General features: G+C 70.2%; 24 protein-coding genes. 11 read left to right on the forward strand and 13 right to left on the reverse strand.

What is annotated here, in order from left to right; translation table 11 throughout:
* Window positions 1-120: 120 nt before the first annotated feature.
* Together ACO073_RS21570 and ACO073_RS21575 are read left to right on the forward strand one after the other, a co-directional pair.
* Window positions 121-621, forward strand: coding sequence for a GNAT family N-acetyltransferase (locus ACO073_RS21570; RefSeq protein WP_422000169.1), 501 nt, complete (start codon window positions 121-123; stop codon window positions 619-621).
* Window positions 618-1082, forward strand: coding sequence for a MaoC family dehydratase (locus tag ACO073_RS21575; RefSeq protein WP_422000171.1), 465 nt, complete (start codon window positions 618-620; stop codon window positions 1080-1082). The genes ACO073_RS21570 and ACO073_RS21575 overlap by 4 nt, the downstream gene beginning before the upstream one ends.
* Here the strand turns inward: ACO073_RS21575 and ACO073_RS21580 are convergent, their stop codons facing one another.
* The 3 genes from ACO073_RS21580 to ACO073_RS21590 all read right to left on the reverse strand — a co-directional run bounded on the left by ACO073_RS21580 (window position 1083) and on the right by ACO073_RS21590 (window position 5190).
* Entirely contained in the window at window positions 1083-1712 is a 630-nt protein-coding gene (locus ACO073_RS21580) for an NUDIX hydrolase (protein ID WP_422000173.1), read from the reverse strand.
* A complete protein-coding gene (locus ACO073_RS21585; protein ID WP_422000175.1) occupies window positions 1709-2299 on the reverse strand; it encodes a class I SAM-dependent methyltransferase in 591 nt (196 codons plus the stop codon). Before ACO073_RS21585 ends, ACO073_RS21580 begins: the two co-directional genes overlap by 4 nt.
* Window positions 2300-2394: 95 nt before the next feature.
* Window positions 2395-5190: a glycosyltransferase gene (locus tag ACO073_RS21590; protein WP_422000177.1), complete on the reverse strand. Its 2796-nt coding sequence runs from the start codon at window positions 5188-5190 to the stop codon at window positions 2395-2397.
* Between the two features lie 327 nt (window positions 5191-5517).
* Here ACO073_RS21590 and ACO073_RS21595 point away from each other — a divergent pair, with 327 nt between their 5' ends.
* Genes ACO073_RS21595 through ACO073_RS21610 form a run of 4 tightly spaced genes read left to right on the forward strand, consistent with a single transcriptional unit; the run spans window position 5518 to window position 8423 of the window.
* Window positions 5518-6513, forward strand: coding sequence for an alpha/beta fold hydrolase (locus ACO073_RS21595; RefSeq protein WP_422000179.1), 996 nt, complete (start codon window positions 5518-5520; stop codon window positions 6511-6513).
* Window positions 6510-7247, forward strand: a complete 738-nt coding sequence (locus ACO073_RS21600) for a sulfite exporter TauE/SafE family protein (protein ID WP_422000180.1) — start codon at window positions 6510-6512, stop codon at window positions 7245-7247. The genes ACO073_RS21595 and ACO073_RS21600 overlap by 4 nt, the downstream gene beginning before the upstream one ends.
* Before the next feature lie 10 nt (window positions 7248-7257).
* A complete protein-coding gene (locus ACO073_RS21605) occupies window positions 7258-7812 on the forward strand; it encodes a tyrosine phosphatase family protein (protein WP_422000182.1) in 555 nt (184 codons plus the stop codon).
* Window positions 7813-7832: 20 nt separating this feature from the next.
* Window positions 7833-8423 (forward strand): DUF1989 domain-containing protein, encoded by a 591-nt coding sequence (locus ACO073_RS21610; protein WP_422000184.1) that lies wholly within the window; start codon window positions 7833-7835, stop codon window positions 8421-8423.
* Window positions 8424-8460: 37 nt separating this feature from the next.
* On the opposite strand, the gene ACO073_RS21615 is transcribed toward ACO073_RS21610, so the two are convergent.
* Entirely contained in the window at window positions 8461-9261 is an 801-nt protein-coding gene (locus ACO073_RS21615) for an SDR family NAD(P)-dependent oxidoreductase (RefSeq protein ID WP_422000186.1), read from the reverse strand.
* A gap of 82 nt (window positions 9262-9343) precedes the next feature.
* Between ACO073_RS21615 and ACO073_RS21620 the strand changes: the two genes are divergently transcribed.
* Genes ACO073_RS21620 through ACO073_RS21635 form a run of 4 tightly spaced genes read left to right on the forward strand, consistent with a single transcriptional unit; the run spans window position 9344 to window position 13664 of the window.
* Window positions 9344-10108: an SDR family NAD(P)-dependent oxidoreductase gene (locus ACO073_RS21620; RefSeq protein ID WP_422000187.1), complete on the forward strand. Its 765-nt coding sequence runs from the start codon at window positions 9344-9346 to the stop codon at window positions 10106-10108.
* A gap of 2 nt (window positions 10109-10110) precedes the next feature.
* Window positions 10111-10599 (forward strand): hypothetical protein, encoded by a 489-nt coding sequence (locus ACO073_RS21625; RefSeq protein ID WP_422000189.1) that lies wholly within the window; start codon window positions 10111-10113, stop codon window positions 10597-10599.
* 27 nt (window positions 10600-10626) lie between these two features.
* Complete coding sequence (locus tag ACO073_RS21630) at window positions 10627-12318, forward strand: AMP-binding protein (protein WP_422000190.1); 1692 nt, start codon at window positions 10627-10629, stop codon at window positions 12316-12318.
* Between the two features lie 2 nt (window positions 12319-12320).
* Window positions 12321-13664, forward strand: a complete 1344-nt coding sequence (locus ACO073_RS21635) for an MmgE/PrpD family protein (protein ID WP_422000193.1) — start codon at window positions 12321-12323, stop codon at window positions 13662-13664.
* 3 nt (window positions 13665-13667) lie between these two features.
* On the opposite strand, the gene ACO073_RS21640 is transcribed toward ACO073_RS21635, so the two are convergent.
* The 5 genes from ACO073_RS21640 to ACO073_RS21660 are packed head-to-tail and all read right to left on the reverse strand — an operon-like array spanning window position 13668 to window position 17494.
* A complete protein-coding gene (locus tag ACO073_RS21640; protein ID WP_422000195.1) occupies window positions 13668-14363 on the reverse strand; it encodes a dienelactone hydrolase family protein in 696 nt (231 codons plus the stop codon).
* Complete coding sequence (locus tag ACO073_RS21645) at window positions 14363-14866, reverse strand: hypothetical protein (RefSeq protein WP_422000197.1); 504 nt, start codon at window positions 14864-14866, stop codon at window positions 14363-14365. Before ACO073_RS21645 ends, ACO073_RS21640 begins: the two co-directional genes overlap by 1 nt.
* A 51-nt stretch (window positions 14867-14917) precedes the next feature.
* Window positions 14918-15391, reverse strand: a complete 474-nt coding sequence (locus tag ACO073_RS21650; protein ID WP_422000198.1) for a hypothetical protein — start codon at window positions 15389-15391, stop codon at window positions 14918-14920.
* Window positions 15392-15450: 59 nt separating this feature from the next.
* Complete coding sequence (locus ACO073_RS21655; protein ID WP_422000199.1) at window positions 15451-16761, reverse strand: methyltransferase domain-containing protein; 1311 nt, start codon at window positions 16759-16761, stop codon at window positions 15451-15453.
* Between the two features lie 4 nt (window positions 16762-16765).
* Entirely contained in the window at window positions 16766-17494 is a 729-nt protein-coding gene (locus ACO073_RS21660; protein ID WP_422000201.1) for an SDR family NAD(P)-dependent oxidoreductase, read from the reverse strand.
* Window positions 17495-17563: 69 nt separating this feature from the next.
* Here ACO073_RS21660 and ACO073_RS21665 point away from each other — a divergent pair, with 69 nt between their 5' ends.
* Window positions 17564-18805 (forward strand): LLM class flavin-dependent oxidoreductase, encoded by a 1242-nt coding sequence (locus ACO073_RS21665; RefSeq protein WP_422000203.1) that lies wholly within the window; start codon window positions 17564-17566, stop codon window positions 18803-18805.
* 3 nt (window positions 18806-18808) lie between these two features.
* Here the strand turns inward: ACO073_RS21665 and ACO073_RS21670 are convergent, their stop codons facing one another.
* The 4 genes from ACO073_RS21670 to ACO073_RS21685 all read right to left on the reverse strand — a co-directional run bounded on the left by ACO073_RS21670 (window position 18809) and on the right by ACO073_RS21685 (window position 23386).
* A complete protein-coding gene (locus tag ACO073_RS21670) occupies window positions 18809-19198 on the reverse strand; it encodes a VOC family protein (protein ID WP_422000205.1) in 390 nt (129 codons plus the stop codon).
* A 33-nt stretch (window positions 19199-19231) separates the two neighbouring features.
* Complete coding sequence (locus ACO073_RS21675; protein WP_422000206.1) at window positions 19232-21286, reverse strand: molybdopterin-containing oxidoreductase family protein; 2055 nt, start codon at window positions 21284-21286, stop codon at window positions 19232-19234.
* 68 nt (window positions 21287-21354) lie between these two features.
* Window positions 21355-22548 carry a M23 family metallopeptidase gene (locus ACO073_RS21680; protein WP_422000207.1) on the reverse strand — a complete coding sequence of 398 codons (1194 nt, stop codon included), beginning with the start codon at window positions 22546-22548 and terminating at the stop codon, window positions 21355-21357.
* A complete protein-coding gene (locus ACO073_RS21685; RefSeq protein ID WP_422000209.1) occupies window positions 22538-23386 on the reverse strand; it encodes an SDR family NAD(P)-dependent oxidoreductase in 849 nt (282 codons plus the stop codon). The genes ACO073_RS21680 and ACO073_RS21685 overlap by 11 nt, the downstream gene beginning before the upstream one ends.
* Window positions 23387-23422: the final 36 nt, after the last annotated feature.

The raw sequence follows: 23422 nt of genomic DNA on the forward strand, positions 1-23422 counted from the left end.
CGGCGGCCCCATTCCGCCCGGAAAGGCCGGTTCGACAGGCGCCTCCGGGAGCATTATGCGTCCGGCGGGTTACAGTCGAACGGACAATGCCCTGCCACGGTCGCCGGAGAACGATGCTCGATGTCCGATAGTCCCCGCCTGATCATCGGCCCTCCCGAGACGGAGGCGGATCTCGACGCCATCCGCTCCCTGTTCGCGGAGTATGCCGCCAGCCTCGGCTTCTCCCTCGGCTACCAGGGTTTCGACGCCGAGCTGGCCGGCCTGCCCGGCAAGTATGCGCCGCCGGAGGGCGCGCTCCTCCTGGCGCGGGCCGACGGCCGCGCGGCGGGCGCGGTGGCCCTGCGGCCGCTCGAGCCGGGCATCTGCGAGATGAAGCGCCTCTACGTGCGCCCCGACTTCCGCGGCCTGCGCGGCCCGGACGGCCTGTCGCTCGGGCGCACGCTCACCCATCGCATCGTCGAGGAGGCACGCTCGCGCGGCTACCGGTCTCTGCGGCTCGACACGATCGCCGGCAAGATGGACGCGGCCATCAGGGTCTACCGCTCGATGGGCTTCGTCGACATCCCGCCCTACTACCCGAGCCCGGTTCCCGGCACGACCTACCTGGAGCTCGCCCTGTGAGCGACCGCCTGTTCGAGGACTTCCGGGTGGGCGATCGCTTCGTCAGCGCCGGCATGACCGTCACCGAAGCGGCCATCATCGACTTCGCCCGGCAATGGGATCCGCAGCCTTTCCACATGGACGCCGAGTTCGCGCGCGGCTGGACGTTCGGCGGGCTGATCGCGTCGGGCCTGCACACCATGTCGCTGACGCTGCGGCTGTGGCTGGACCAGGGCGTGTTCCGCGCCTGCAGCCTGGGATCGCCCGGCCTCGGCGCGGTGACCTTTCCACGGCCGGTGCGGCCGGGCGACACGCTGCATGTCGTCACCGACGTCGTGGAGCTGCGGGCCTCGGAATCGAAGCCGGACCGCGGCATCGCACGCATCCGCCAGGTCACGCTGAACCAGCGCGACGAGCCGGTGCTGGAGCAGGAAACGGTGGTGTTCCTGAAGCGCCGGGATGCCGCCACCCGGATCGTCTGATCAGCGCCAGGCGAAGACCGGCTGCTCGAAGTGGTCGACGCGCGTGTCGCGCCCGGCCAGCGCGACCTCGCGGAACTGATAGAGCACGGCGGCGGTCGGGGCGTTGACGGTGGCCACCGGCAGCGGCAGCCGGATGATCGGCCGGTCGGATTCCGCAATGGCGACGATCTCGGGCGAGCCGTCGCGGAACAGCTCGCGGCAGCCGATCCGGTAGGCCGCCGACACCTCCTCGGGGCTCAGGACGAGCGTCGCCTGGGTCGACCAGACCACGACCGGCGCGATGAGATAGCCCGAGCGGGTCGGATAGTCGTCGAGCGTGCCCAGTATGTCGTCCGGCGTCGCCTGGACGCCGAGCTCCTCGTGCAGCTCGCGCAGCGCCGTCTGCTCGATCGTCTCGTCCGGGTCGACGCGCCCGCCCGGCAGGGCCCACTGGCCGCCATGCGAGCGCAGCCGCGGCGTGCGGCGGGTCAGCAGGAAGGCCGCCTCGCCCGGCGCCTCGTCCTCGACCACGACCACGGCGACCGCGGCGCGCTTCAGCCCGCCGGCATCGGCGCGGCGACGGTGTTCGAAGCGGGAGAGCCGGCCCGCAATGGCCGAGCGCAGCCCGTCGTCGAAGCTGAACCCCGTCACGCCGCCTTCCTCCGGAACGTCCACACCACGGCTGGCGGCACGTTGCGCCAGATGCGCCGGCTGCGCACGCCGTCGAGCCCCAGCCGCTGGCGCAGCGCGCGCGGCACGGGCGGCTTGGGCCCGTAGGTGAACTGCACCAGCGCGCCACCTTCGGGCAGCACGTCGAACGCGCCGGTGACGATGCCGGACACCACCTCTGCCGGCAGCGACAGCAGGGGCAGGCTCGACACGATGGCGGCGACGGAAGTGACGCCCTGCGCCGGCAGGATCTGCGGCAGACGGGCGGCGTCGCCCTCGACGATGCGCAGCCCCCTGAAATGGCGACGCAGGAACACCGCGAACTCGGGATCGCGCTCGACCAGGACCAGGCGCTCGGCGGGAATGCCGGCCGCCAGCAGCGCCTTGGTGACGCCGCCGGTGCCGGCGCCCAGCTCGACGATGTCACCGGCGCCGGCCGCGGCGCGGGTGGCCTGCGCCATGGCCTCGGCGAGGAGGCGCCCGCTCGGCACGAGCGCGCCCGTCGCGAAGGGACGCCGCAGCCAGCGCTTCAGGAAAAGGGCCGTGCCGGCCGGTTCTACCGAGGGCATCGGGCGACGCTAGAGCCTATTGCGAGCCGGGGGAACCGTGCGGTTCCACGGCATCGCGATCCGCCGGGAGGCGGCGGCGGGGCGTGTCCAGACACCTATTGCGCCGGCTGCATCGCCGGCCCGCTCGAGACGCGGGTCGGCGGTGTCGCTTCGAAGACCGCCCGGGCATGGCGCATCTGCTCGAGGGCGTTCACCATCGAGACGTAGACGGCCGCGGCGTAGGGCAGCGACTGCACGACCATGAACACCGACCACAGGCGGGCCTCGGGATTGATCGCGCCGGGGTCGAGCCACAGCACGATGGCGCCCAGCCACAGCAGGACGGTGAGCACCGCCTCCCCGCGCGCCATGCCCAGCGCCATGCCGAGCGTCGCCCGCTCGTCCATCTTGGGCGTGCGCATGAAGGGCAGCCGGCTGGTCATCAGCCCGTAGATGACGGCGCGGCCGACCGTGTAGGTCAGCGCCAGGCCGGCCAGCGAGGCGCCGAGGCTCTGGCGGAAGGTGCAGCGGACGCGGTCGAAGTAGAGGCCGAAGGCGTAGAGCAGCTTGAACACGAAGATGCCGATCGTCGGCAGGATGAACTCGGCCGGCGGCAGGCCGACCGGCTTCAGCCCGAACAGCGGCGGCACGACCACCGCCACCAGCCAGGCGAGGCCCGCCCAGGTGAAGACGAGGTTGAGCGCGTCGGCGAACCACGGCACCCAGCCGGCCACGAAATGGTACTTCTGCCAGAAGGTGAGCCGCGTCGTGTTCGACAGCATCTTGCCGGCATGCGCCTTCATGATCTGCATGGCGCCGTAGGCCCAGCGGAAGCGCTGCTTCTTGTAGCCGGCGAAATGGTCGGGCGTGAGCCCGTGGCCGAAGCGCTCGCGGCTGTACATGGCGCCGTAGCCCTTTTCCATCAGGCGCAGGCCGAGCTCGGTGTCCTCGGTGATGCACCAGGTCGCCCAGCCGCCCATCTCCTCCATGCGGTCGCGGCGGACGAGCGTCATCGTGCCGTGCTGGATGATGGCGTCGTACTCGTTGCGCAGGCACATGCCGATGTCGAAGAAGCCGGCATATTCCCAGTTCAGCATCTCCTTGAACCGGTCGCCCTTCCAGTCGCGATGGTCCTGCGGCGCCTGGACATAGGCGATCTTCTCGTCGTCGAAATGCGGCACCAGCGCCTTCAGCCAGTCCGACCGCACGACATAGTCGCTGTCGATGACGCCGATCATCCTTGCGTCGGGCGCCGTCTGGCTCAGCACATAGTTCAGCGCGCCGGCCTTGAAGCCCTTCATCTCGTCGAAGTGGAAGAAGCGGAAGCGCTCGCCGAGCTGGGCGCAATAGTCCTGGACCGGCCGCCACACCGCCGGATCCTTGGTGTTGTTGTCGATGACGATGACTTCATAGTCGGGGTAGTCGAGCGCGGCCAGCGAATCGAGGGTCTCGATGACCATGGCCGGCGGCTCGTTGCAGATGGCGAGATGCAGCGAAACCTTGGGCCAGACCCGGTCGGCCGGCTGGCGGGCGATCATCTCGGCCGCCGGCGTCGCCTCTCGCGTCCAGCGCCGGCGCCAGATCGTCTCGGCCATCTCCAGCGCCTGGGCCAGCGCCATGGCGAGGCTCATGGCGAGGAAAAAGGCGAGGACCGCCCAGCCGATCATCTCCGACACGACCATGTAGGTCCCCGCCGCGACCAGGCCGCCGTAGACCAGGGCGCTGGTCGACAGGGCCAGCAGGGCGCAGAAGCCGAGCTGGCCGGGCCGGCGCAGGTCGGGCCAGCGCCACAGGAAGACCATCATGAGCGGCAGCGCCAGGGCGAGCGACCAGGCGGCGCCCACCCACCATTGCGGGAAGCCATGGATCGGACCGGTCCAGTCGAACTTGGCCCGCCGGTCGGCATCCCAGAGACCCCAGTAGCCGCCCGCCTTGCCTTCCAGGTCGTAGGACTTCCACGGCTGGTCGACGGCCTCGACGACGAAGTAGTCGACGTTCTGCGCCTTCAGCCAGGCGACCATGTCGCGGATGTTCTTCGCCTGCTCGGCCGGGCTGGCGATCTTGACCACGCCGCTGCCCGGGCTGCGGCGCGGCGCGCCGTTCGAGGGCCAGCCGACCTCGGTCACGATGATGTTCTTGTTCGGATAGGCCTGCTTCAGCTGCCCGATCCGGCTCTTGAGATACTCGAGCGGCGTCTCGTCGGACTTCTCGTCCCAGTAGGGCAGGACATGGACGGCGAGATAGTCGACCTCGCGCGCCAGTTCCGGATAATGGAGCCAGACATGCCAGGGCTCGGCCGTGCTGACCGGGACCTTGACGTTGCGCTTGACGTTGCGGATCTCGCGGATGAGCTGGGCCGGGCTGACGGCGTTGGGCTCGCGCAGGTCCTTCTGTCCGTCCCAGCGCAGGATGTTCTCGTTGCCGACCAGCACGCGCTCGATGTTCGGGTTCTGGTTGGCCATGCGGATCAGCGCCCGCGTCTCCTCGGCATTGACCTCGCCCGCCTCGCGGCCGAACTGCTGCTTGGCTTCGCTGGCGCTGTAGATCCAGGCGCCGGGCACCAGCTTCAGCCCGTGGCGGGCGGCGATCTCGGGCATCACCTCCCCGCCGTCCGACGTGCGGTAGGTTCGCACATAGTCGGTCTTGCCGGCGAAGAGCGAGAAATCGTGCTCGATCTGCTCCTTGCGCGGCTTGACGGTGTCCGGCGGGGCATCGGTGAAGGCGGTGCGCAGGAAGCTGAACACGCCGCTCTCCTTGGCGGCGATCGGATCCTGGTCCTTGCCCCAGGGCGCATAGGTCACGCCGTGCAGCGGTCCCCTGACGTCAGCCGCCTCGATCCGGCTGTCCAGCGCCCGCCATCCCAGGACGGTCGCGGCGGCGGCAATGAGGAGAACCCATCCGTTTCGGATCATGAAGAAGCGACAGCTCCGGCACGCCGCCAATGGCACATGCTCTCGGGGGGATCGCGGTCACATGTCTCCTGCGGACGATGGCTATCGACGCAAGGACCGTGCCGGATCGACTCAACCAAAGAGCCGATAACCACGCAATGCGGCTGACCTCTTGGAGGTTTCCTTGCGCCCGATTTCCTCGCCTGCGACCCGACGCAGACGATGCGGCGACCGCGCGATTTATAGGCGGACCGCCTGACAGCGTAAAGACGGTGTCGGCGATGATGGCCAAAATGCCCAATTCTCCGCTGGCGCCGTCGACGGCGCTTCGCCACAAAGCCGCTGGGCATGAACGACGACGACCCCGAAGCCAGGCCAGCCTCGATCCCGCCGGAGCTGGCCGCAACCTATCGCGAAGGCGACCGTTACGGTTTTCTTGAAGCCGCCGGCGGCCGCCTGCGCTTCGCCTGCTGGAACGCCCCCGGGCGACCGGCCGGTTCCGTGGTCCTGCAGTCGGGACGCGCCGAGTTCATCGAAAAGTATGCGACCGAGATCGTCGGCGAGCTGCTCGGCCGTGGCTATTCTGTGTTCGCGATGGACTGGCGCGGCCAGGGCCTGTCGGACCGGCCGCTGCCCGACCGCGGCAAGGGCCATATCGACAGCTTCGCGACCTACATCGCGGACTTCCAGCTCTTCCTCGAGCAGGTCGTCCTGCCCGCCGCTCCGCCGCCGGTCCTGGCGCTCTGCCATTCCATGGGCGCCCACATCGTCCTGCGATGGCTGTCCGAGAACGGGTCGGGACCGTTCGCCGCGGGGGTGCTGACGGCACCGATGACCGGCCTGCGGCGCGAGGCGATGCTGCGCTCGGTGCTGATGGTCATGCCGGAGATGGCCGCCGTCGAGGAGCGCTACCTGTTCGGCACCGGCCCCTTCATCGCCCTGGCCCGCGAGTTCGACGCCAACTTCGTCACCCACGACGAGCGCCGCTACCGCTTCACGGAAGACTGGTTCGCGGCCGACCCGCGGCTCATGCTGGGCGGGCCGACGCTGGGCTGGGCGCGGCAGGCCGCACGGTCGATGACGGCGGCGCTCGCCCCCGGCTACCTGGAACGCATCGAGCTGCCGCTGATGCTGATCAGCGCCGGCGAGGACCCGCTGGTCGCCTCGCGCACCCACGGCCCGGTCGCCGCCCGGCTGCCGCATGGCGAGCACGTCACCATCGCCGGCGCCAAGCACGAGGTGATGATGGAGACCGACGACCTGCGGGCCAGGTTCTGGGAAGCGTTCGACCGGATGGCCATCCGCGTGACGGGGCGCGTGACGGGCGGCGCTTCCGGCCGGTGACCCTGCTCGAGATCCTCGCCGTCGCGACCGCCTTCGTCGTCGCCGGCGTCGCCAAGGGCGGGGTCGGGATGGGCCTGCCGCCGATCGCCCTGTCGCTGATGACCTTCGTCCTGCCGCTCGAGGACGCGCTGGCGATAATGGTCGTGCCCACGCTGGCGACCAACATCTGGCAGGCCATCTGGGGACAGGGCTTCGGCCGGCTGCTGCGGCGCTTCGCCACCATGGCCGCGGCCGCCATGGCGGCCCTGATCGTCGTCGCCGCGGTTTTCGGCCATCTCGGCTCGCCGAGCGCGACCGGATGGGTCGGCGTCGTGCTGGCGATCTATGCCGGCCTGGCGCTGACCGCCTGGCGGCCGGCCGTGTCGCGCGCGGCCGAGCGCTGGGCCAATCCGCTGGTCGGGCTGGCCAGCGGCACGGTGGCCGGCCTGACCGGCGTCGCCGCCGTTCCCTTCCTGCCCTACATGCAGTCGCTGGACATCGACCGCCACGATCTCGTGCAGGCGCTCGGCATCATGTTCCTGTTCATCATCGGGGCGCTGACCCTGGCGCTCGCGGTGCAGGGCTCCTTCACCCTCGGCAACGTGGCCGGCGGCATCGCCGCCATCGTCCCGACCTTCATCGGCGTCTGGATCGGCCAGCGCGCCCGCCGCGCCGTCTCGCCGGAGACGTTCCGCCGCGCCTTCCTGTTCGGCATGCTGGCCGTCGGGCTGCAAATGGCGTCGCGCTTGCTGTAGGATTCACGTCATGCCCCTGCCCTCCCACAAGGTCACGATCTGCGGCATCCCCGAACTGTCGCAGCACTGCACCGTCGGCGTCAGCCACGTCCTGTCGATCATCGACACGCACGAGCCGCGGCCGCCGGCGCTGGACGACTATCTCGAGATCGACCACCTGCTGATCCGGTTCGACGACGTGGTGGCCGAGTATCCCGGTTTCGAGGCCTGCACCCCCGCCCATATCGAGAAGGTCCTGGACTTCGGCGAGCGGCTGCACGCGCTGCCCGGCAGCCACGTGCTGGTCCATTGCCATGCCGGCATCTCGCGCTCGACCGCCGCCGCCGCCATCCTGATGTGCCAGCACGCGCCCGGCCACGAGGAGGAGGCGTTCCTGAAGCTGCTCGGGCTGCGCAAGCACGGCTGGCCCAACACCCGCATGGTCGAGTTCGCCGACACGCTGCTCGGCCGCGAGGGCGCATTGCTGCGGGGCCTGATCGCCTACCGCCGTGCGCTCCTCCAGGAGAAGCCGCATCTCAGCGAGGTGATCCGCAACATCGGCCGCGGCCACGAACTGCCGGCCTGAGGGCTGCGAGGACAGGAGCCATGGAGACCATTCCCGCCCGCCGCGGCAAGGCCACCTACCTGAAGCGCGGCCAGTCGATCCGCATCGTCAACACGCACGGCGCGCAGGTCGTCGACACCTGGGCCTTCACCGCCGGCATGTTGACCGAGTTCATGTCGATGGAGCACACGCGCGCCACGCTGACCAGGCTGGTGCCGCGGGTCGGCGACGGGCTCTACACCAACCGCCGGCGCAAGATCCTCACCCGGACCGAGGACACGAGCCGCGGCGACCACGACACGCTGATGGCCGCCTGCGACAGCGAACGCTACATCCTGCTGGGCGTCACCGAATACCACGACAACTGCACCGACAACCTGTTCGCCGCCCTGCAGGCGCTCGGCCTCACGCCGCCGGAGTGTCCGAGCCCGTTCAACCTCTTCATGAACATCCCGTGGACGCCGACCGGCGCGCTGTCGTTCGATCCGCCAACGACGAAGCCCGGCGACCGCGTCACCCTGCGGGCCGAGCTCGACTGCATCGTCGCCATGTCGGCCTGCCCGCAGGACATCCTGCCGATCAACGGCCAGACCGGCACCACGACCGAGGCGCACTTCGAGATCATCGACTGACGCGGCTCCGCCCGCGGGGCGCGGCGCCGGCCGCGGCTCAGCGCGGCTTCAGCGGCAGGCCGCCGAGATGCTGGCCGGCGTCGACGATCAGGAACTCGCCGGTGATGTTGCTGGCGCTGGTCAGGAAGAACAGCGCCGCCTCGGCCATCTGCTCGGGCGTCCCGGCCTGGCGCAGCGGCGTGGTCTGCTCCTGGTTCTGCTTCAGCTTGTTGTAGTTCTCCTCGCCGAGGCCGCCCAGCAGCCAGCGCGTCTGGATGAAGCCCGGGCAGACGGTGTTGACGCGCGCCGCCGGCGACAGCCAGCGCGCCAGGGTGAGCGTCAGCGTGTTCAGCGCGCCCTTCGAGCAGGCATAGGGGATCGAGCTGCCGACGCCCATGACGCCGGCGATCGACGAGATGTTGACGATCGAGCCGCGCTCCTGGGCGCCCTCCCACTGCTTCTTCATGGTCGGGAAGACCGCCCGGCTCATCATGTAGGGACCGGTGACGTTGACCCGCAGGATGCGGTCGAAGTCCTCGGGCGTCACGCCCTCGAGGTCGCCCTGGTTCTGGAACTTGGTGGTGCCGGCATTGTTGATCAGACCGTCGATCCGGCCCCACTTCTTCACCGTCTCGGCGGCGAGCTTCTTGCAGTCGGCGTCCTGCCCCATGTCGGCCTGCACCAGGATCGCCTCGACACCCTTGCCCGTGACGGCGGCGTAGGTCTCCTCCGCCTCCTTCTTGCTCTTGGTGTAGTTGATGGCGACGTTCCAGCCGCGCGCCGCGAGGTCGATGGCGCACGAGGCGCCGAGCCCCGTCGCCGAACCCGTCACGATCGCCACCTTGCCCGATTTCGCCATGTGTGCCTCCCCGATATCTCGTGGCGCCTTTCATAGGATAGGATCGGGTCCGAAGGCAAAACGGGGAAACGAGGGCGGGCGCATGGCCGATCTGTTCGCGATGAAGAACCGCGTGGTGCTGCTGACCGGCGCCTCGCGCGGGCTGGGCCGCGACATGGCGTTGACCCTGGCGGGCGCCGGCGCCCGCGTGCTGTGCGCCGGCCGCACGGTCAAGGAACTCGAGGCTACGGCGCGGGCGATCGCGCGCAAGGGCGGCAAGGCGGAGGTCGTGCCGCTCGACATCACCGACGAGGCGGCGGTGCGCGAGCAGGTCGACGCGATCGTCCGCCGGCACCGCCGCATCGACGTGCTGGTGAACAATGCCGGCATCATCTACCGCGAGAAGATCGTCGACACCTCGACCGCGACCTTCCGCGCCGCGGTCGAGACCGACCTCGTGGCCCAGTTCGTGGTCGCGCGCGAGGTCGGCCGGCACATGCTGGCGCGGCGCTACGGCCGCATCGTCAACATCTCCTCGGTCATGGCGATCCTCGGCCGGGCAACCGTGGCGGGCTACGTCGCCGCCAAGCACGGGCTGGTCGGGCTCACCAAGAACCTCGCCGTCGAGTTCGGCCCGCACGTCACGGCCAACGCCATTGCGCCGGGCTACATCCGCACCGAGCTCAACGTGGCGCTGCAGCGCGACAAGGGCTTTAACGCCATGCTCGACCAGCGCACCGCCGCCCATCGCTGGGGCAAGCCCGAGGACCTGCGCGGCCCCCTGCTGCTGCTCGCCTCCGACGCCGGCGCCTACATGACCGGCCACACGCTGGTGGTCGACGGCGGCCTCACCACCATCCTGGCCTGACGATGCCGTCCTTCCCGCGCTGGCTGATCCTGCCGCTGGCGGCGGCCGTCGTCCTGCTGGGCGTCGCCGCCCAGATGGGCTGGCTGCGCGACCCGACGCTGGCCAAGGCCGACTATGCCGGGAACATCGACGTGTCGGCCGAGGAGGCCCGTTCCTACCGCGACGTGCCCTTCGAGTGGCGCGTGAACGGCCCGGCGGGATCCTTCACGGGTCGCGACATCGCCCGTCTCCGCATCGACCCGTCGGGCGAGCGCACCGTGATCTGCGGCTGGCTGCGGCTGGACAAGGGCGGCCAGTCGACCCGCGCGTCGCGCTGGCTGAGCGAGGCCCACCTGATCGCCGGCACCCTCAAGCTGACGGCCCAGTTCATCGCCCCGGCCGACAAGGCGCCGGGCGACGGGCTGACCGCGGGTTGCCTGCGCATCGACGAGCCCGGCCATCTGGCGTCCGATGCGCCGCTTCGGCTCGAAGGCGCGCCGGTGCGCGAGTAAGAAGACGGAAATCCCGGAGGAACGACCATGCCGACCTTTCGCGAAGCCCGCGACTTCCTGCTGACCCACCGGACCGACTACGACAAGGCGGTGGCCGGCTTCCGCTGGCCCGAGCCGGTCCCCTACAACTGGGCGATCGAATGGTTCGACGCCGAGCTCGCCACCGCCAGCCGGGACCAGTGCGCGCTCTGGATCGTCGACGTGGCCAGCGGCCGCGAGACCAGGCTCACCTTCGGCGAGCTGTCGCGCCGCTCCAACCAGGTCGCCAACTGGCTGCGCGGCCGCGGGCTCGGACGCGGCGACCATCTCCTGCTGGTGCTGAACAACGTGGCGCCGCTGTGGGAGATCATGCTGGCCGCCATGAAGCTCGGCGTCATCGTGATCCCCGCGACGACGCTCCTCACCACCGAGGAGCTGGCCGATCGCGTCGAGCGCGGCCGCGCCCGCATGATCATCACCGACCAGGACCAGGTCGCGAAGTGCGCGGAGCTGCCGCGCGACGGCGTCACCTTCGTCACGATCAGCGACCCGGCGCCGGCCGGCTGGCTATCGCTGACGGAGGCCTACCAGGGCCCGGCGGACTTCAAGCCGGACCGACAAACCCGCGCCGACGACCCGCTGCTGCTCTATTTCACCTCCGGCACGACGGCGAAGCCCAAGCTGGTGCGCCACAGCCATCGCAGCTACCCGGTGGGCTCGCTGTCGACCATGTACTGGCTCGGGCTGCAGCCCGGCGACGTGCATCTCAATATCTCCTCGCCGGGCTGGGCCAAGCACGCCTGGAGCACCTTCTTCGCGCCGTGGAACGCCGGCGCCACGGTGCTGATCGTCAACCAGGCGCCCTTCAACGCCAAGGCGCTGCTGGGCGTGCTGGAACGCTGCAAGGTCACGACCTTCTGCGCCCCGCCCACCGTGTGGCGCCTGCTGATCCAGGAAGATCTGGCGGCGACCAGGGTGGCGCTGCGCGAGGTCTGCGGCGCCGGCGAGCCGTTGAACCCCGAGGTCATCAACAAGGTCCAGGAGGCCTGGGGCCTCACCATCCGCGACGGCTATGGCCAGACCGAGACGACGGCGCAGATCGCCAACTCGCCCGGCCAGCCGGTCAAGCCCGGCGCCATGGGAAGGCCCATGCCGGGCTATCGCATCCGCGTGCTCGATCCCGACGGCATGCCGACCGACGAGGGGGAGATCTGCATCGATCTCAACGAGGAGAAGCCGGCCGGCCTGATGCAGGGCTATGCCGACGATTCGGGCAAGCTGTCGGGCGTCAACGACGCGGTCTACCGCACCGGCGACGTCGCGAGCCTCGACGCCGACGGCTACCTGACCTTCGTCGGCCGCGCCGACGACGTCTTCAAGTCCTCGGACTATCGCATCAGCCCCTTCGAGCTCGAGAGCGTGCTGATCGAGCACGAGGCAGTGGCGGAGGCCGCGATCGTGCCGACGCCGGACGACATCCGGCTCAGCATTCCCAAGGCCTACGTCCTGCTGACGGCCGGCACGCCCCCCAGCAAGGAGACGGCGCGGGCGATCCTCGAATACACCCATCAGCGCCTCGCGCCCTTCAAGCGAATCCGGCGGCTGGAGTTCGTCACCGAGCTGCCCAAGACGATCTCCGGCAAGATCCGGCGCAACCAGCTGCGCCGGGTCGAGTACCAGGGCAGCTCGGCGGACGTCGTGCGCGGCGTGGAATTCAACGAGAAGGACGTGTTGGGCTGATCATGGATCCGAAACCTGGCGTTACCGAGAGCCTCGCAACGTTCGTCGCCGACACGCGATGGGACGACCTGCCCGAACAAGCACGCCACGCGGGCAAGCGGGCGCTGCTCAACTTCTTCGCCGTGGCGCTGGCCGGCTGCCGCACCGAGCCGGTCGAGCTCGCGCTCGCGACGCTCGCCGCCTTCTCCGGCGGCCGTCCGGCAACCGTGGTCGGGCGCGCCGAGCGCATCGACGCGCTGAGCGCCGCTTTCCTGAATGCGGCGGGCGCCAACGTCTTCGACTATTGCGACACGCACTTGCCCACCGTCGTGCATCCGACCGCGCCGCTCGCTCCGGCGCTGCTGGCGCTGGCCGAGTTGCGCCCGGTCAGCGGCCGCGAGCTGCTGCTGGCCTTCGCCCTGGGCTTCGAGATCGAATGCCGCATCGGTCTCGCGGTCTCGCCCGGCCACTATCCCAAGGGCTGGCACATCACCTCGACCTGCGGCGTCTTTGGCGCGGCGGCGGGCGCCGGCAAGCTGCTCGGGCTCGACGCACGGCGCCACGTCTGGGCGCTGGGCAGCGCCGCCACCCAGTCGGCCGGCCTCTGCGAATGCCTCGGCTGGCCCGCCAAGAGCGTCAGCGTCGGCAATGCGGCGCGCAACGGGCTCCTGTCGGCGCTGCTGGCCGAGAAAGGCTTCTCCGGTCCGGCCGAGCCGATCGCCGGCGCCCAGGGCTGGCTGGCGGCGATGGGCGAGCCGCCGAACTGGGAAGGCCTCTGCGACGGGCTCGGCAGCAGCTGGGCGGTCGCGGACAATTCGATCAAGCCCTACCCGGCGGGCTTCGTGATCCATCCCCTGCTCGACTGCGCGCTGGACTGGCGCCGCGCCCATCCCGACGCGGTGGTCGAACGCGTCGCCGCGCGCGGCAATCCACTGCTGCTGCAACGCACCGACCGGCCGGTGGTCGCGACCGGCCGCGAGGCCCAGGTCAGCCTGCAGCACGCCGTCGCCGCCGCACTGGTGCTCGGCAAGGCGGGGCTCGGGGAGTTCACCGACGCCTGCGTCGCCGACCCTGCGGTTCAGGCGATGCGCGGCCGCATCGAGGTGGCGAGCAAGCCCGAGCTTTCGACCATCGCGGTCGAGATGAACATCTGGACCGCCGACGGCCGCAAGCACGCCCTGTCGACGGCGGCGGCGCGCGGCAGCGCCGCCAATCCCCTCAAGGACACGGAGATCGAGCAGAAGCTGGTCGACGAGGCGAGGAGCTGGCGCTCGGACCACGATATCCGGCCACTGATCGACGCGGTCTGGGCGCTCGACCGCAGCGACGATGCCTCGACGCTGCTGAAGCTGGCCATCCCGGCCTGACCTTCAGGCGAGCAGGCGCCGGAAGTGCGCGAGCGTGCGCTCGCGCGCCAGCGCCGCCGCTTCCTCCTGGAAGGGCGGATAGCCCTTGCGGTTGAAGCCGTGCTCGGTGCCTGGGTAGTCGTGGATCGTGACGTTGGTCCAGGCACCCATGCGGGCCTTGATCGCCGCGACGGTGGGCGGCGGCACGTGCGGGTCGTGCTCGGCGAAATGCATCAGCAGCGGACAGCGCAGCCGGTCGGCTTCGTCGAGATAGTTGTCGATCTCGACGCCGTAGTAGCTCACCGCCGCATCGACCGGCAGGCGGGTCGCCGCCAGGTAGGCGAACTTGCCGCCGAGGCAGAAGCCCATGATGCCGACCTTTTCGGTCGTGTCGGCGCGGCCGCGCAGCGCGTCTACGACGTCGCCGAGGTCGCGCGCGAACTGGTCGGTGTCGAGCCGGGCGCGCAGCGCCGCGACCTTGGCCCGTCCCTCGTCGGTGTAGGGCGCATAGCAGGCCGGCTCCTGGCGCCAGAAGACGTCGGGCGCCAGGACGACGTAGCCGGCGGCGGCATAGCCGTCGGCCACCGAGCGGATATGCGGGTTGGTGTTGAACACCTCGGGCAGGAGCACCAGGCCCGGCGCCGGCGTGCGGGCCGGCAGCGCGAGATAGGCCGCGAACTGCCCGCCGTCGGCCGCCGTCAGGCGGATCTCCTCTCCCATCAGGCCGCCTTGATGTTCGAGCGCTTGATGCGGTCGAGGTTGGCGCCCTCGATGCGGACGAGGCGCGTGAGCCCGTCGCGCTTGGGCGAGTGCACCACGCCGACGTCGTAGAAATGCGCATCGCCCGGCTTCATGACGTAGCGCTTCTCGGGCTCGACCAGCGACGGCGCGCCGCCCTCGCCCTTCTTCACGATGCGCCAGTCGGTCATCTCCGTGTCGCCCTCGGCCAGGCCGTAGATCGCCCAACTCGAGCCGTGGTCGTGCGGCTCGCCGTGCGCCGGCTTCTCGTAGACATGGCCGCAGATGCAGAAGCCGAGTTCCGGATCCTCGTAGAGGACCTTGCGCGGCTTGCACTGGTCGGAGGTCAGGTGCTTGGCGACGAAGTCCTTGTCGAGCAGCACCTTGGTGACGATGCCGCAGACCGCATCCTTGCCGCCGGTGCCGGAATCGGCCTTGAGCGCGGCGCGAATCTCGGCCCCCAGACTTTCGAGCGTGTAACCCATCCCTTCCTCCACCGTCGCTGTGCACCCGGACCTGCCGGTGCGCCCCCGACACTACTCGACGAAGGCCGTCACATCGAGGGTCCAGTGCCAGTGCCGGCGCGGCACCTTGCAATCGGCCTGGACGACATCCTCGCAAGTTCCGAGGGGCGGTCGCTGTGCGAGGCTGTAGATCACCGTGACATTGTCCCGCACGAAGGCCTTGGTAGTGCTGTCGGGACCGTCGGCGTCCAGGGCAGGCACCGGACGCCATCTGCCCATGGCGCGGTCGAGCCGGGCCTGGACGGTTGCGTGTGACACTGTCAGCCCGATTGCGGTGCCGGTCATCAGGCACGCCTCGCCGGAGAGCCCCGCCGGATAGTCCGCAACGCCCGTATGCAGGGAGAGCGGAATGCCGGCCGCGCTGCCCAGTGTCTGCGCGAGCGCCACGCACTGGTCGTCCGGAAGCGGCCGGATGGACCGATCCTTGGCGCCGGCGACTGAGGACAGGGCCGCGACGAGCACGACTACCCAGAGGACGCTACGCATCGGCTTTCCGCAAGCAAGGCTCGTTATGCGACTGGCCATACCACGCGGCGCCGGGCCGGTCAGCCCGGCACACGGCCGACGACGCAGTGCATGGGATGGGCCATGAACAGAAGATCGGCCGCCGCCGCCCGCTGCCGCGCACCGTGCCATTGCACGGCTTCCTCGGCCGAAAGCTGCGCCACGACATGGTCCTCGCGATACCGCCAGATCGGGCCTTCCGGCCGGTCGAGCGTGACGAGGAAGGGAAAGCACACGAGGTCGCGCAGACCGGCCGCCTGCGCCCGCCGGTAAAGACTGGCGTCGGCGACGCCGCGCGCACCGACCGACTGCGGCGGCGTCGTGATCCTTTGCCGCAGGCTTTCGGGCACGTCGAGGCTCCACCATTGCGGCAGGTCGAGCGAGCGCACCGCGACGCCGACCCGGCCGCCCGGCCGCGCGACGCGCACCATCTCGGCCAGGGCACGATCGGCGTCGCATTCCTCGAGGACGGTGACCGAGAAGACGACGTCGAACGAGCCGCCGTCGAACGGCAGCGCCTCGGCATTGCCCGGCTCGAAGCGGATGCGGTCGGCCACGCCGTCCGAGCGGGCGAGATGCGACGCTTCGTCGAGCAGGAAAGGGTTGTTGTCGATCGCGGTGATGACGTTGTCCGGGCCCAGCCGCCGGGCGAGAAAGCGGTCGAGCGAGCCCGCGCCGCAGCCGACATCGAGGATGCTCTCGCCGGGCGCGGGCGCGAGCAGGTCCACCAGGCTGCGGAAGAGCGCCCGGTAGGTGGGCGCCTTCGCACGATCCTCAAGCATGGCGACGCCGCCGAGATGCGGCCCGCCCAGGGTGACCACCGTGAACCATTCGGCGAGGCGCCCAACGGCCGGCGCCCATTGCGAGGGCGCCAGGAAGAACGGCAGCAGGAGAAGCGCCGGCCCGCTTCCCTCGAGGTGCCAGCGAATGCCCTCGCAATCGCCTTCGCGGTTTGCCGCCCGGGGCACGTCCGCCGGCCGATCGGCGAGCAGGCGCATCATCTCGTTCACGACCTCGTCGGTCCGGTCGGCCACGACGTCGGCCCAGCCGGGCGCGTCGTATCCGTCGAGGACATGACGCCGTGCGCCGGCAAGACGCGCCAGGCCGCGCTTCGTGACGTCGGCGCTGAGGTCGCCGTCGCCGCTGATCATCGCCAGCCGGTCCGCAACGGCGGCAAACGGTCCGGGGTCGAGCCTCGTGGGCACGCAGAGCACGACGCCGCCCAGCCTCTCGGCATGCCCCTCCGCGAGACCCGCGATATCGCCGGGCATCTGGGTGGCGACATGCGCCACGCCGAGGCCGAGATGGTCCATCAGCGCCAGCAGGCGGCGCGTGGGCGACGGGTCGCTCATGCGGTCACAGGAACGACAGGCCGCCGCTCAGCGCCACGGTCTGGCCGGTCATGTAGGCGTTGCCGACGAGCATCATGACGACCTGGGCGCATTCCTCGGGCGTGCCGAAGCGGCCGAGCGGGATGCGGGCAGCCGACGAGGCGACGGCTCCCACCATGTCGGTCTCGATCAACGACGGCGCCACGGCATTCACCGTGATCCCGTCCTTCACCAGCCTCGCGGCATAGCCGCGGGTCATACCCTCCAGCCCCGCCTTGGAGGCGTTGTAGTGCGGCCCCACGCCGCCCGCGCCGCGCGCCGCGCCCGACGAGATGTTGACGATGCGGCCCCACTGCCGCGTCTGCATGCCCGGCACGACGGCCTGCGTGCACAGGAACACCGACTTCAGGTTCACCGCGATGGTGCGATCGAAATCCTCCTCGGTGAGCTCGTCCACCGTGCGCACCAGCCCGATGCCGGCGTTGTTGACCAGCACGTCGACAGGCCCCAACGCCCGCTGCACCGCGGCCAGCATCTCGTGGACCTGGACGGATTGCGAGACGTCGGCGCAGACCGGCATGGCCCGCCCGCCCGTGGCGTGGATCGCTTCCACGACGTGGCGCGCGTCGTGCTCGCGCGAGCGGTAGTTGACGGCGACGGCGGCTCCGGCTTCGGCTAGCGAAATCGCGATCGCGCGTCCAATGCCGCGCGACCCGCCGGTCACCAGTGCAACCCTGCCCTTCAGATCCGTCATTTTGCCCTCCGCATATCGACCCGGCCTCCCCGCCATGTTACCCGTTTCGCAAAGAACAGGAGCATCGACATGGCTCGACTCGGCTTCGGCGCGTTCCTCGCGCCCCATCACCCGATCGGCGAAAATCCGACCCTGCAGTTCCGCCGCGACCTGAAATTCGTCGAGCATCTCGACGAGCTCGGCTACGACGAGTTCTGGTGCGGGGAGCACCATTCGTCGGGCTGGGAGATGATCGCCTCGCCCGAGATGTTCCTGGCTGCCGCCGGCGAGCGCACCAAGCGCATCAAGCTCGGCACCGGCGTGATCTCGCTGCCCTACCACCATCCCTACAACGTCGCGCAGCGCATGGTGCAGCTCGACCACATGACCGGCGGCCGGGCGATCTTCGGCTCGGGCCCGGGCGCCCTGCCCTCCGACGCCCATACGCTCGGCATCGATCCGATGGTGCAGCGCGACCGCCAGGACGAGGCGATCGGCATCATCCGCCGCCTGTTCCGGGGCGAGCGCGTCACCCACAAGACCGACTGGTACACGCTGCAGGATGCGGCGCTGCAGCTCCTGCCGCTGCAGGAGGACATGGAGTTCGTCGTCGCCTCGCAGATCAGCCCGTCGGGCATGACCTTGGCCGGCAAGTACGGCATCGGCATCATCTCGCTGGGCTCGATGTCGGAGCAGGGCCTGATGTCGCTGCCGACGCAGTGGGGCTTCGCCGAGGAAGCGGCGAAGAAGCACGGCACGACCGTCGACCGCAAGCAGTGGCGGGTGCTGCTCAACTGGCACATCGCGGAGACCCGCGAGAAGGCCCGCGAGGAGGCCAAGCACGGGCTGATGCGCTGGCACAACGAGTACATCACCGGCACGCTGCAGCGGCCGGGCTCGGTGCCGTTCACCTCGCCCGACGAGGCGGTCGACAAGACCGCCTTCGTGCCCGGTGCCGCCGCCGTGGTCGGCACGCCCGACGATCTCGTGAAGATGATCAAGTCGGTCTACGACAAGAGCGGCGGCTTCGGCACCGTCGTCGGCTTCGTGCACGACTGGGCCAACCCCGAGAACACGTTCCGCAGCTGGGACATGGTCGCCCGCTACGTGATCCCCGAGATCAACGGCTACGTCGCCAAGCTGCGCGAGTCCCAGACGTTCCTGATCGAGAACCGTGCGGTGTTCGACCGGGCGGGCCAGGCGATCATGGCCAAGATCATGGAGAACAAGTCGGCCGCCGAGGCGCTCAAGGTGACCGATTCGCCGCGCTTCGCCGCGGCCGGCGCCCAGGTGCCGAAGGAGCTCGGCAAGGGCAAGCAGGCGGCCGAATAGCCGTCAGCACTTGACGATCAGCTCGACGCGGCAGCCGTCGGGATCGTCGACGAACAGGGACGTGCCGTCGCTGCGCGTCACGGGTCCCTGGGCGATCGCAACACCGGCGGTGCCCAGGTCGGCGATGACCGCGTCGACCGACGCGGCCTCGATCTCGAGGCAGAAGTGATCGAGGCCGGCGGGGTCGTCATCGCGCGGCGATACTGAGAAATCGGCGCGGCTGAAGACGTTGAGCTCCTGGCTGCCGACCCGCAGGACGGCGGACGTGACCCCGCCGCCGCGGTCGCGGCGGCGCAGCAGCTCCAGACCGAGTGCCTCGCAATAGAAGCGCAGGCTGCGGTCCATGTCCCTGACCTTCAGCCCGACATGATCGAGTGCCCTGGGACGCAGCATGTCCGCCCTCCTCGTCCTTCTCGGAATCCGCTCTCAGGCAGAACTCATCCAGACGGCCGTGTCGTGGAAGGCGACGCCGCCGTTGGGCGGCACCGGATCGGCGCCGATCAGGACGTTGATCCCGACACCGTCGAGATAGGCCCCGCTCGGCCAGTTGCCCTCGACGATGACCACGCCGGGCCGGGCGGTCCGCGACGGCCGGGCCTTCACCCGCACGCGGCCGCGGCCATTGCCCAGCACCACCACCGAGCCATCGGAGAGGCCGAGCCGGGCGGCATCGTCCTCGTGGATCAGCGCCCGCGGCTCGCCCTCGCGGCCGGCGGATCCCGGCGTCTCGGTGAAGGTCGTGTTGAGGAACGCGCGGGCCGGCGGCACGACCAGGCGGAACGGCAGGTCCGCCGTCGCGCGCTCGTAGTTCTCGACATGCTCGGGCAGCGACGGCAGGCCGGCATGGTAGGGGCCGACCGCCGACCAGTCCGGCCGGAAGTGGAAGCGGCCGTCGCTCGACGGGAAGCCGTCGCGGAAATGCGCCGCTTCCTCGCCCATCGCGCAGTCGATCCAGCCGCGCGCCGCCGCCTCCGCCCAGCTGCCCCGTCCCGACGCGCGCAGGGTCGCGTCGAGCAGCTCGACCGCGCTCATGCGAAAGCTCTGCTGCGGCGCGCCCAGCCGTTCGGCCAGCCCGCAGATCAGCTCGTGGTTGGTGCGGCAGTCCTCGTGGCGGTCGAGCACGGCCGGCCCGACCGTGAGATGCGTGTGGCCGAGCCCGTAGTAGATGTCGTCGTATTCGAGGAACATCGCGGCCGGCAGCAGGATGTCGGCGTACTTCGCGGTCGCCGTCATGAACTGCTCGTGCACGCAGGTGAAGAGGTCCTCGCGCCCCAGCCCGCGCGCGACCGCCGCGCTGTCGGGCGCGACGTTGGCCGAGTTGGCGTTCTGCATCAGCATCGCCATCACGGGTGGCCCGCCGGCCAGCGCATCGGCCTCGCCGCACAGGACCGGGCCGATGCGCGACTGGTCGAGCACGCGCGTCGCCGGATCGATCATGTCGAGCCCGTGCGCGAGCGTCGTGTCGAGCTTCCAGTTGTCCCAGCTCAGGAAGAAGGCGCCGCCGCCGGGATGCCGCCAGGCGCCGGTGAGCGCCGGCAGGCAGGTCACGGCGTGCATCGCCGCCGCGCCGTTGCGCGAGCGGGTGAAGCCGAAGCCCAGCCGCAGGAAGGTCCGCTGCGTGCCGCCGTAGAGGCGGGCGAAGGACACGATGTCCTCGACCGGCAGGCCGGTGATGGCCGAGGCCCATTCCGGCGTCCGCCCGGCGAGATGCGCCTCGACGTCCGGCCCGAAGTCGCTGTAGCGCGCGAGGTAGGCTCGGTCGGCCATCCCCTCCTTCAGGATCACATGCATCATGGCGAGCGCCAGCGCACCGTCGGTGCCCGGCCGCAGCACAAGCCCGATGTCGGCCGCCTCGATCGTCGGGGTCCGGTAGACGTCGACCACGACGAGCTTGGCGCCGCGCTGCTTGCGGGCCTTGGCGATGTGGGTCATCGCGTTGACCTGGGTCGAAACCGGGTTGCCGCCCCACACCACGATCAGGTCGGACTGGGCCATCTCGCGCGGATCGGGCCCCAGCAGCCTGCCGACGCCGGCCCGCCAGCCCGATTCCGCCGGGGTCATGCAGATCGTGGTCTTCTGGCGGGAATAGCCGAAGGCATGACGCAGCCGGTCGATGCCCCAGCGCTGCACCACGCCCATCGTGCCGCCGGAATGGTAGGGCCAGACGGCCTCGGGCCCGTGCCGGCCCGTGGCACGCCGGAAGGCCTCGGCAACCTCGTCCAGCGCGTCGTCCCAGGAGATCGGCCGGAAGGTCCCCTGCCCCTTCTCGCCGATGCGCTGCAGCGGCTGCGTCAGGCGCCCGGGGTGATGCACCCGCTCGGCATAGCGGGCGACCTTGGCGCAGACGACGCCGTCGGTATAGGTGTTGGCCGCCGCGCCGCGGATGCGGCCGATGCGCGTCGAGGACAACCGCTCGACCTCCAGCGAACAGGCGCTGGGGCAATCGTGCGGGCAGGCCGACTTCCAGAATTCCCTACCCACCGGTCCTCCTCGCTGCCAGCCGGCCGATCATGACGGTTCCCCGCGGGACTGGCGAGCGCCCGGGCGCATCAGCGGGCGAAATCGACGACGGAGAGGTCGATCGGCAGCATCCCCTGGCGGCGCTGCGGCGGCGACACGGGCGCGAGCGTCAGCGGCGAGCCCGTCGCCTCCGCCTTGTCGAAATCGGCCGTACCGATCCTGTTCAGGGCGGTGACGGTGAAGGAGTCGAAGACATAGGGAACGCCGTTGGACAGGAGCGGCGAGGGTCCGTCCATGACGTGCAGGTGCAGGTGCGGCGCCTGGGTGTTGCCGCTGTTGCCCACCTTGCCCAGCGAGTCGCCGCGCTTCACCGTCATGCCGGCGGTCACGCGGACGCTGCCCGGCTGCATGTGGGCGTAGAGGACGAAGTTGCCGCCGCCAACGTCCTGCACCACGAAGTTGCCGTCGGCCTGGTCGATCGTCATCGCCTTCGGCAGGGCGCCGGGCACCTGTTCCGGCAGGTCGTTTCGCGCGGCCACCACCGTGCCGTCGGCGACAGCCAGCACCTCGCGGCCGTAGATCACGTAGCTGGTGAGCGCCTTGAGGTCGCCGCTGACCAGCCGATTCGTGTCGTCGATCTGCTCCCAGTCGATGGCATAGCGCTGGGCCAGCGCGAAGCGGCCGTTGAGCGGCAACAGGGCGCGGACGTGACGGATGGAATCGCAGCATCCGTCGGCGGCGACGTATCCCTTGCCGACGAACGGCGGCCCGAGCACCGGCGCCGGCGAATCGACCACCTCGGTGCGGGCGATGGTGGTCGTCAGATCGACCCCGGGCTGGACGAGGCGCATCGACACGCGCAGCGCGAGCGACCGCGGCACTGCGTCGGCCTCGGCAAGAGACACATGGAGGAAGAGCACGCCGAACTGGCCGGCGGCGAGGTCCGCCGTCTCGGCGCCCCGGCGGCCGCCCAGCGAGAGCCGTTGGGCCAGCGCGCCGCGATCGAGGCTCAGCAGCACCTTGCCCGCGCCGTCGACGACATCGGCCTTCTGCAGCTCGACGGCGCTGGGCGTCGCATTGGCGAGCTGCACCTCGTAGACGAGATGGCGCCGGTTGTCGGCGATGAGGACCGGACGCGGCACCGCCAGCACCTCGGCCACCAGCGGCGTCAGCGCGATGTCGGCGGCGCCGGCCGGCCGAACGGGGCCGGCCAGCCACAAGGCCAGTCCGGCCAGCAGCGCGGCCGCGCCACGCCGCGCGATCGCGTGACCCTCACACCGCATCGTCGACCCCGAACGCCTGGCGCATGGCCTGAACGCCCTCCTGGTGCGGCGTCCACATGCGGCCGCCGACCATGCCGCCGTCGACGACGAGGTCGTGGCCGTTGATGAAGCTCGACTCGTCGGACGCCAGGAACACCGCGGCATGGGCGATGTCGTCGACACTGCCGGCACGCGGGATTGGCTGGGCCTTGGCCATGCCGGCCTTCATGGCCTCGGCGAACGTGTCGGCCTTGTCGGGCGCCAGCCCCAGCGCCTTGGCGAAGATTCCCGTGGCGATGCCGCCGGGCGAGATCGAGTTGCAGCGCACGTTCTTCTCGCCGAGCTGCATGGCGGCGCAGACCGTGAGGTGGTTCACCGCCGCCTTGGCGGCTCCGTAGATCATCGAGGTCGAATAGCCCGCCCGCCGGCCGGCGACGCTGCCGTTGTTGATGATGCTGCCCGAGCCCTGTTTCATCATGACCGGCGCGGCGTGCTTCATGCCCAGCATCACCGAGCGCACCAGGGTCGCCATCGCCGCGTCGAAGCCCTCGACGGGGACGGTCTCGATGCCGCCCACCGGCGCCGGACCGCCGGCATTGTTGAACAGGCAGTCGAGCCGGCCCCACTTCGACAGGCAGACGTCGATCATCGCCTTGACGTCGTCCTCCCGGGTCGCGTCCGCGGTGACGAACAGGCACTTGTCCTTGCCGACCGACGCTTCCAGCGAGCGGCCGAGCTCCTCGCGGCGGCCGGTCGCGACCACCCTGGCGCCTTCGCGGGCGAAGATCTCGACGGTGCGCCGGCCGATGCCGCTGGTGGCGCCGGTGACGATGGTGACCTTGCCGTCGAGCTTGCCCATGATTTCGTACCTCGCATTGTGCGGCCGGGATGATAC

This window comes from Reyranella sp. (genome assembly GCF_965229815.1).
Lineage (GTDB): Bacteria > Pseudomonadota > Alphaproteobacteria > Reyranellales > Reyranellaceae > Reyranella.

What these genes read in the sequence shown, in the direction of transcription:
- ACO073_RS21570 (WP_422000169.1), top strand. Translation starts at nt 121, where the DNA reads ATGTCCGATAGTCCCCGCCTGATCATCGGCCCTCCCGAGACGGAGGCG.
- ACO073_RS21605 (WP_422000182.1), top strand. Translation starts at nt 7,258, where the DNA reads ATGCCCCTGCCCTCCCACAAGGTCACGATCTGCGGCATCCCCGAACTG.
- ACO073_RS21640 (WP_422000195.1), bottom strand. Translation starts at nt 14,363, where the DNA reads ATGGGAGAGGAGATCCGCCTGACGGCGGCCGACGGCGGGCAGTTCGCG.
- ACO073_RS21625 (WP_422000189.1), top strand. Translation starts at nt 10,111, where the DNA reads ATGCCGTCCTTCCCGCGCTGGCTGATCCTGCCGCTGGCGGCGGCCGTC.
- ACO073_RS21630 (WP_422000190.1), top strand. Translation starts at nt 10,627, where the DNA reads ATGCCGACCTTTCGCGAAGCCCGCGACTTCCTGCTGACCCACCGGACC.
- ACO073_RS21590 (WP_422000177.1), bottom strand. Translation starts at nt 5,190, where the DNA reads ATGATCCGAAACGGATGGGTTCTCCTCATTGCCGCCGCCGCGACCGTC.
- ACO073_RS21595 (WP_422000179.1), top strand. Translation starts at nt 5,518, where the DNA reads ATGAACGACGACGACCCCGAAGCCAGGCCAGCCTCGATCCCGCCGGAG.
- ACO073_RS21685 (WP_422000209.1), bottom strand. Translation starts at nt 23,386, where the DNA reads ATGGGCAAGCTCGACGGCAAGGTCACCATCGTCACCGGCGCCACCAGC.
- ACO073_RS21615 (WP_422000186.1), bottom strand. Translation starts at nt 9,261, where the DNA reads ATGGCGAAATCGGGCAAGGTGGCGATCGTGACGGGTTCGGCGACGGGG.
- ACO073_RS21645 (WP_422000197.1), bottom strand. Translation starts at nt 14,866, where the DNA reads ATGGGTTACACGCTCGAAAGTCTGGGGGCCGAGATTCGCGCCGCGCTC.
- ACO073_RS21655 (WP_422000199.1), bottom strand. Translation starts at nt 16,761, where the DNA reads ATGAGCGACCCGTCGCCCACGCGCCGCCTGCTGGCGCTGATGGACCAT.
- ACO073_RS21610 (WP_422000184.1), top strand. Translation starts at nt 7,833, where the DNA reads ATGGAGACCATTCCCGCCCGCCGCGGCAAGGCCACCTACCTGAAGCGC.
- ACO073_RS21620 (WP_422000187.1), top strand. Translation starts at nt 9,344, where the DNA reads ATGGCCGATCTGTTCGCGATGAAGAACCGCGTGGTGCTGCTGACCGGC.
- ACO073_RS21650 (WP_422000198.1), bottom strand. Translation starts at nt 15,391, where the DNA reads ATGCGTAGCGTCCTCTGGGTAGTCGTGCTCGTCGCGGCCCTGTCCTCA.
- ACO073_RS21680 (WP_422000207.1), bottom strand. Translation starts at nt 22,548, where the DNA reads ATGCGGTGTGAGGGTCACGCGATCGCGCGGCGTGGCGCGGCCGCGCTG.
- ACO073_RS21665 (WP_422000203.1), top strand. Translation starts at nt 17,564, where the DNA reads ATGGCTCGACTCGGCTTCGGCGCGTTCCTCGCGCCCCATCACCCGATC.
- ACO073_RS21660 (WP_422000201.1), bottom strand. Translation starts at nt 17,494, where the DNA reads ATGACGGATCTGAAGGGCAGGGTTGCACTGGTGACCGGCGGGTCGCGC.
- ACO073_RS21670 (WP_422000205.1), bottom strand. Translation starts at nt 19,198, where the DNA reads ATGCTGCGTCCCAGGGCACTCGATCATGTCGGGCTGAAGGTCAGGGAC.
- ACO073_RS21635 (WP_422000193.1), top strand. Translation starts at nt 12,321, where the DNA reads ATGGATCCGAAACCTGGCGTTACCGAGAGCCTCGCAACGTTCGTCGCC.
- ACO073_RS21585 (WP_422000175.1), bottom strand. Translation starts at nt 2,299, where the DNA reads ATGCCCTCGGTAGAACCGGCCGGCACGGCCCTTTTCCTGAAGCGCTGG.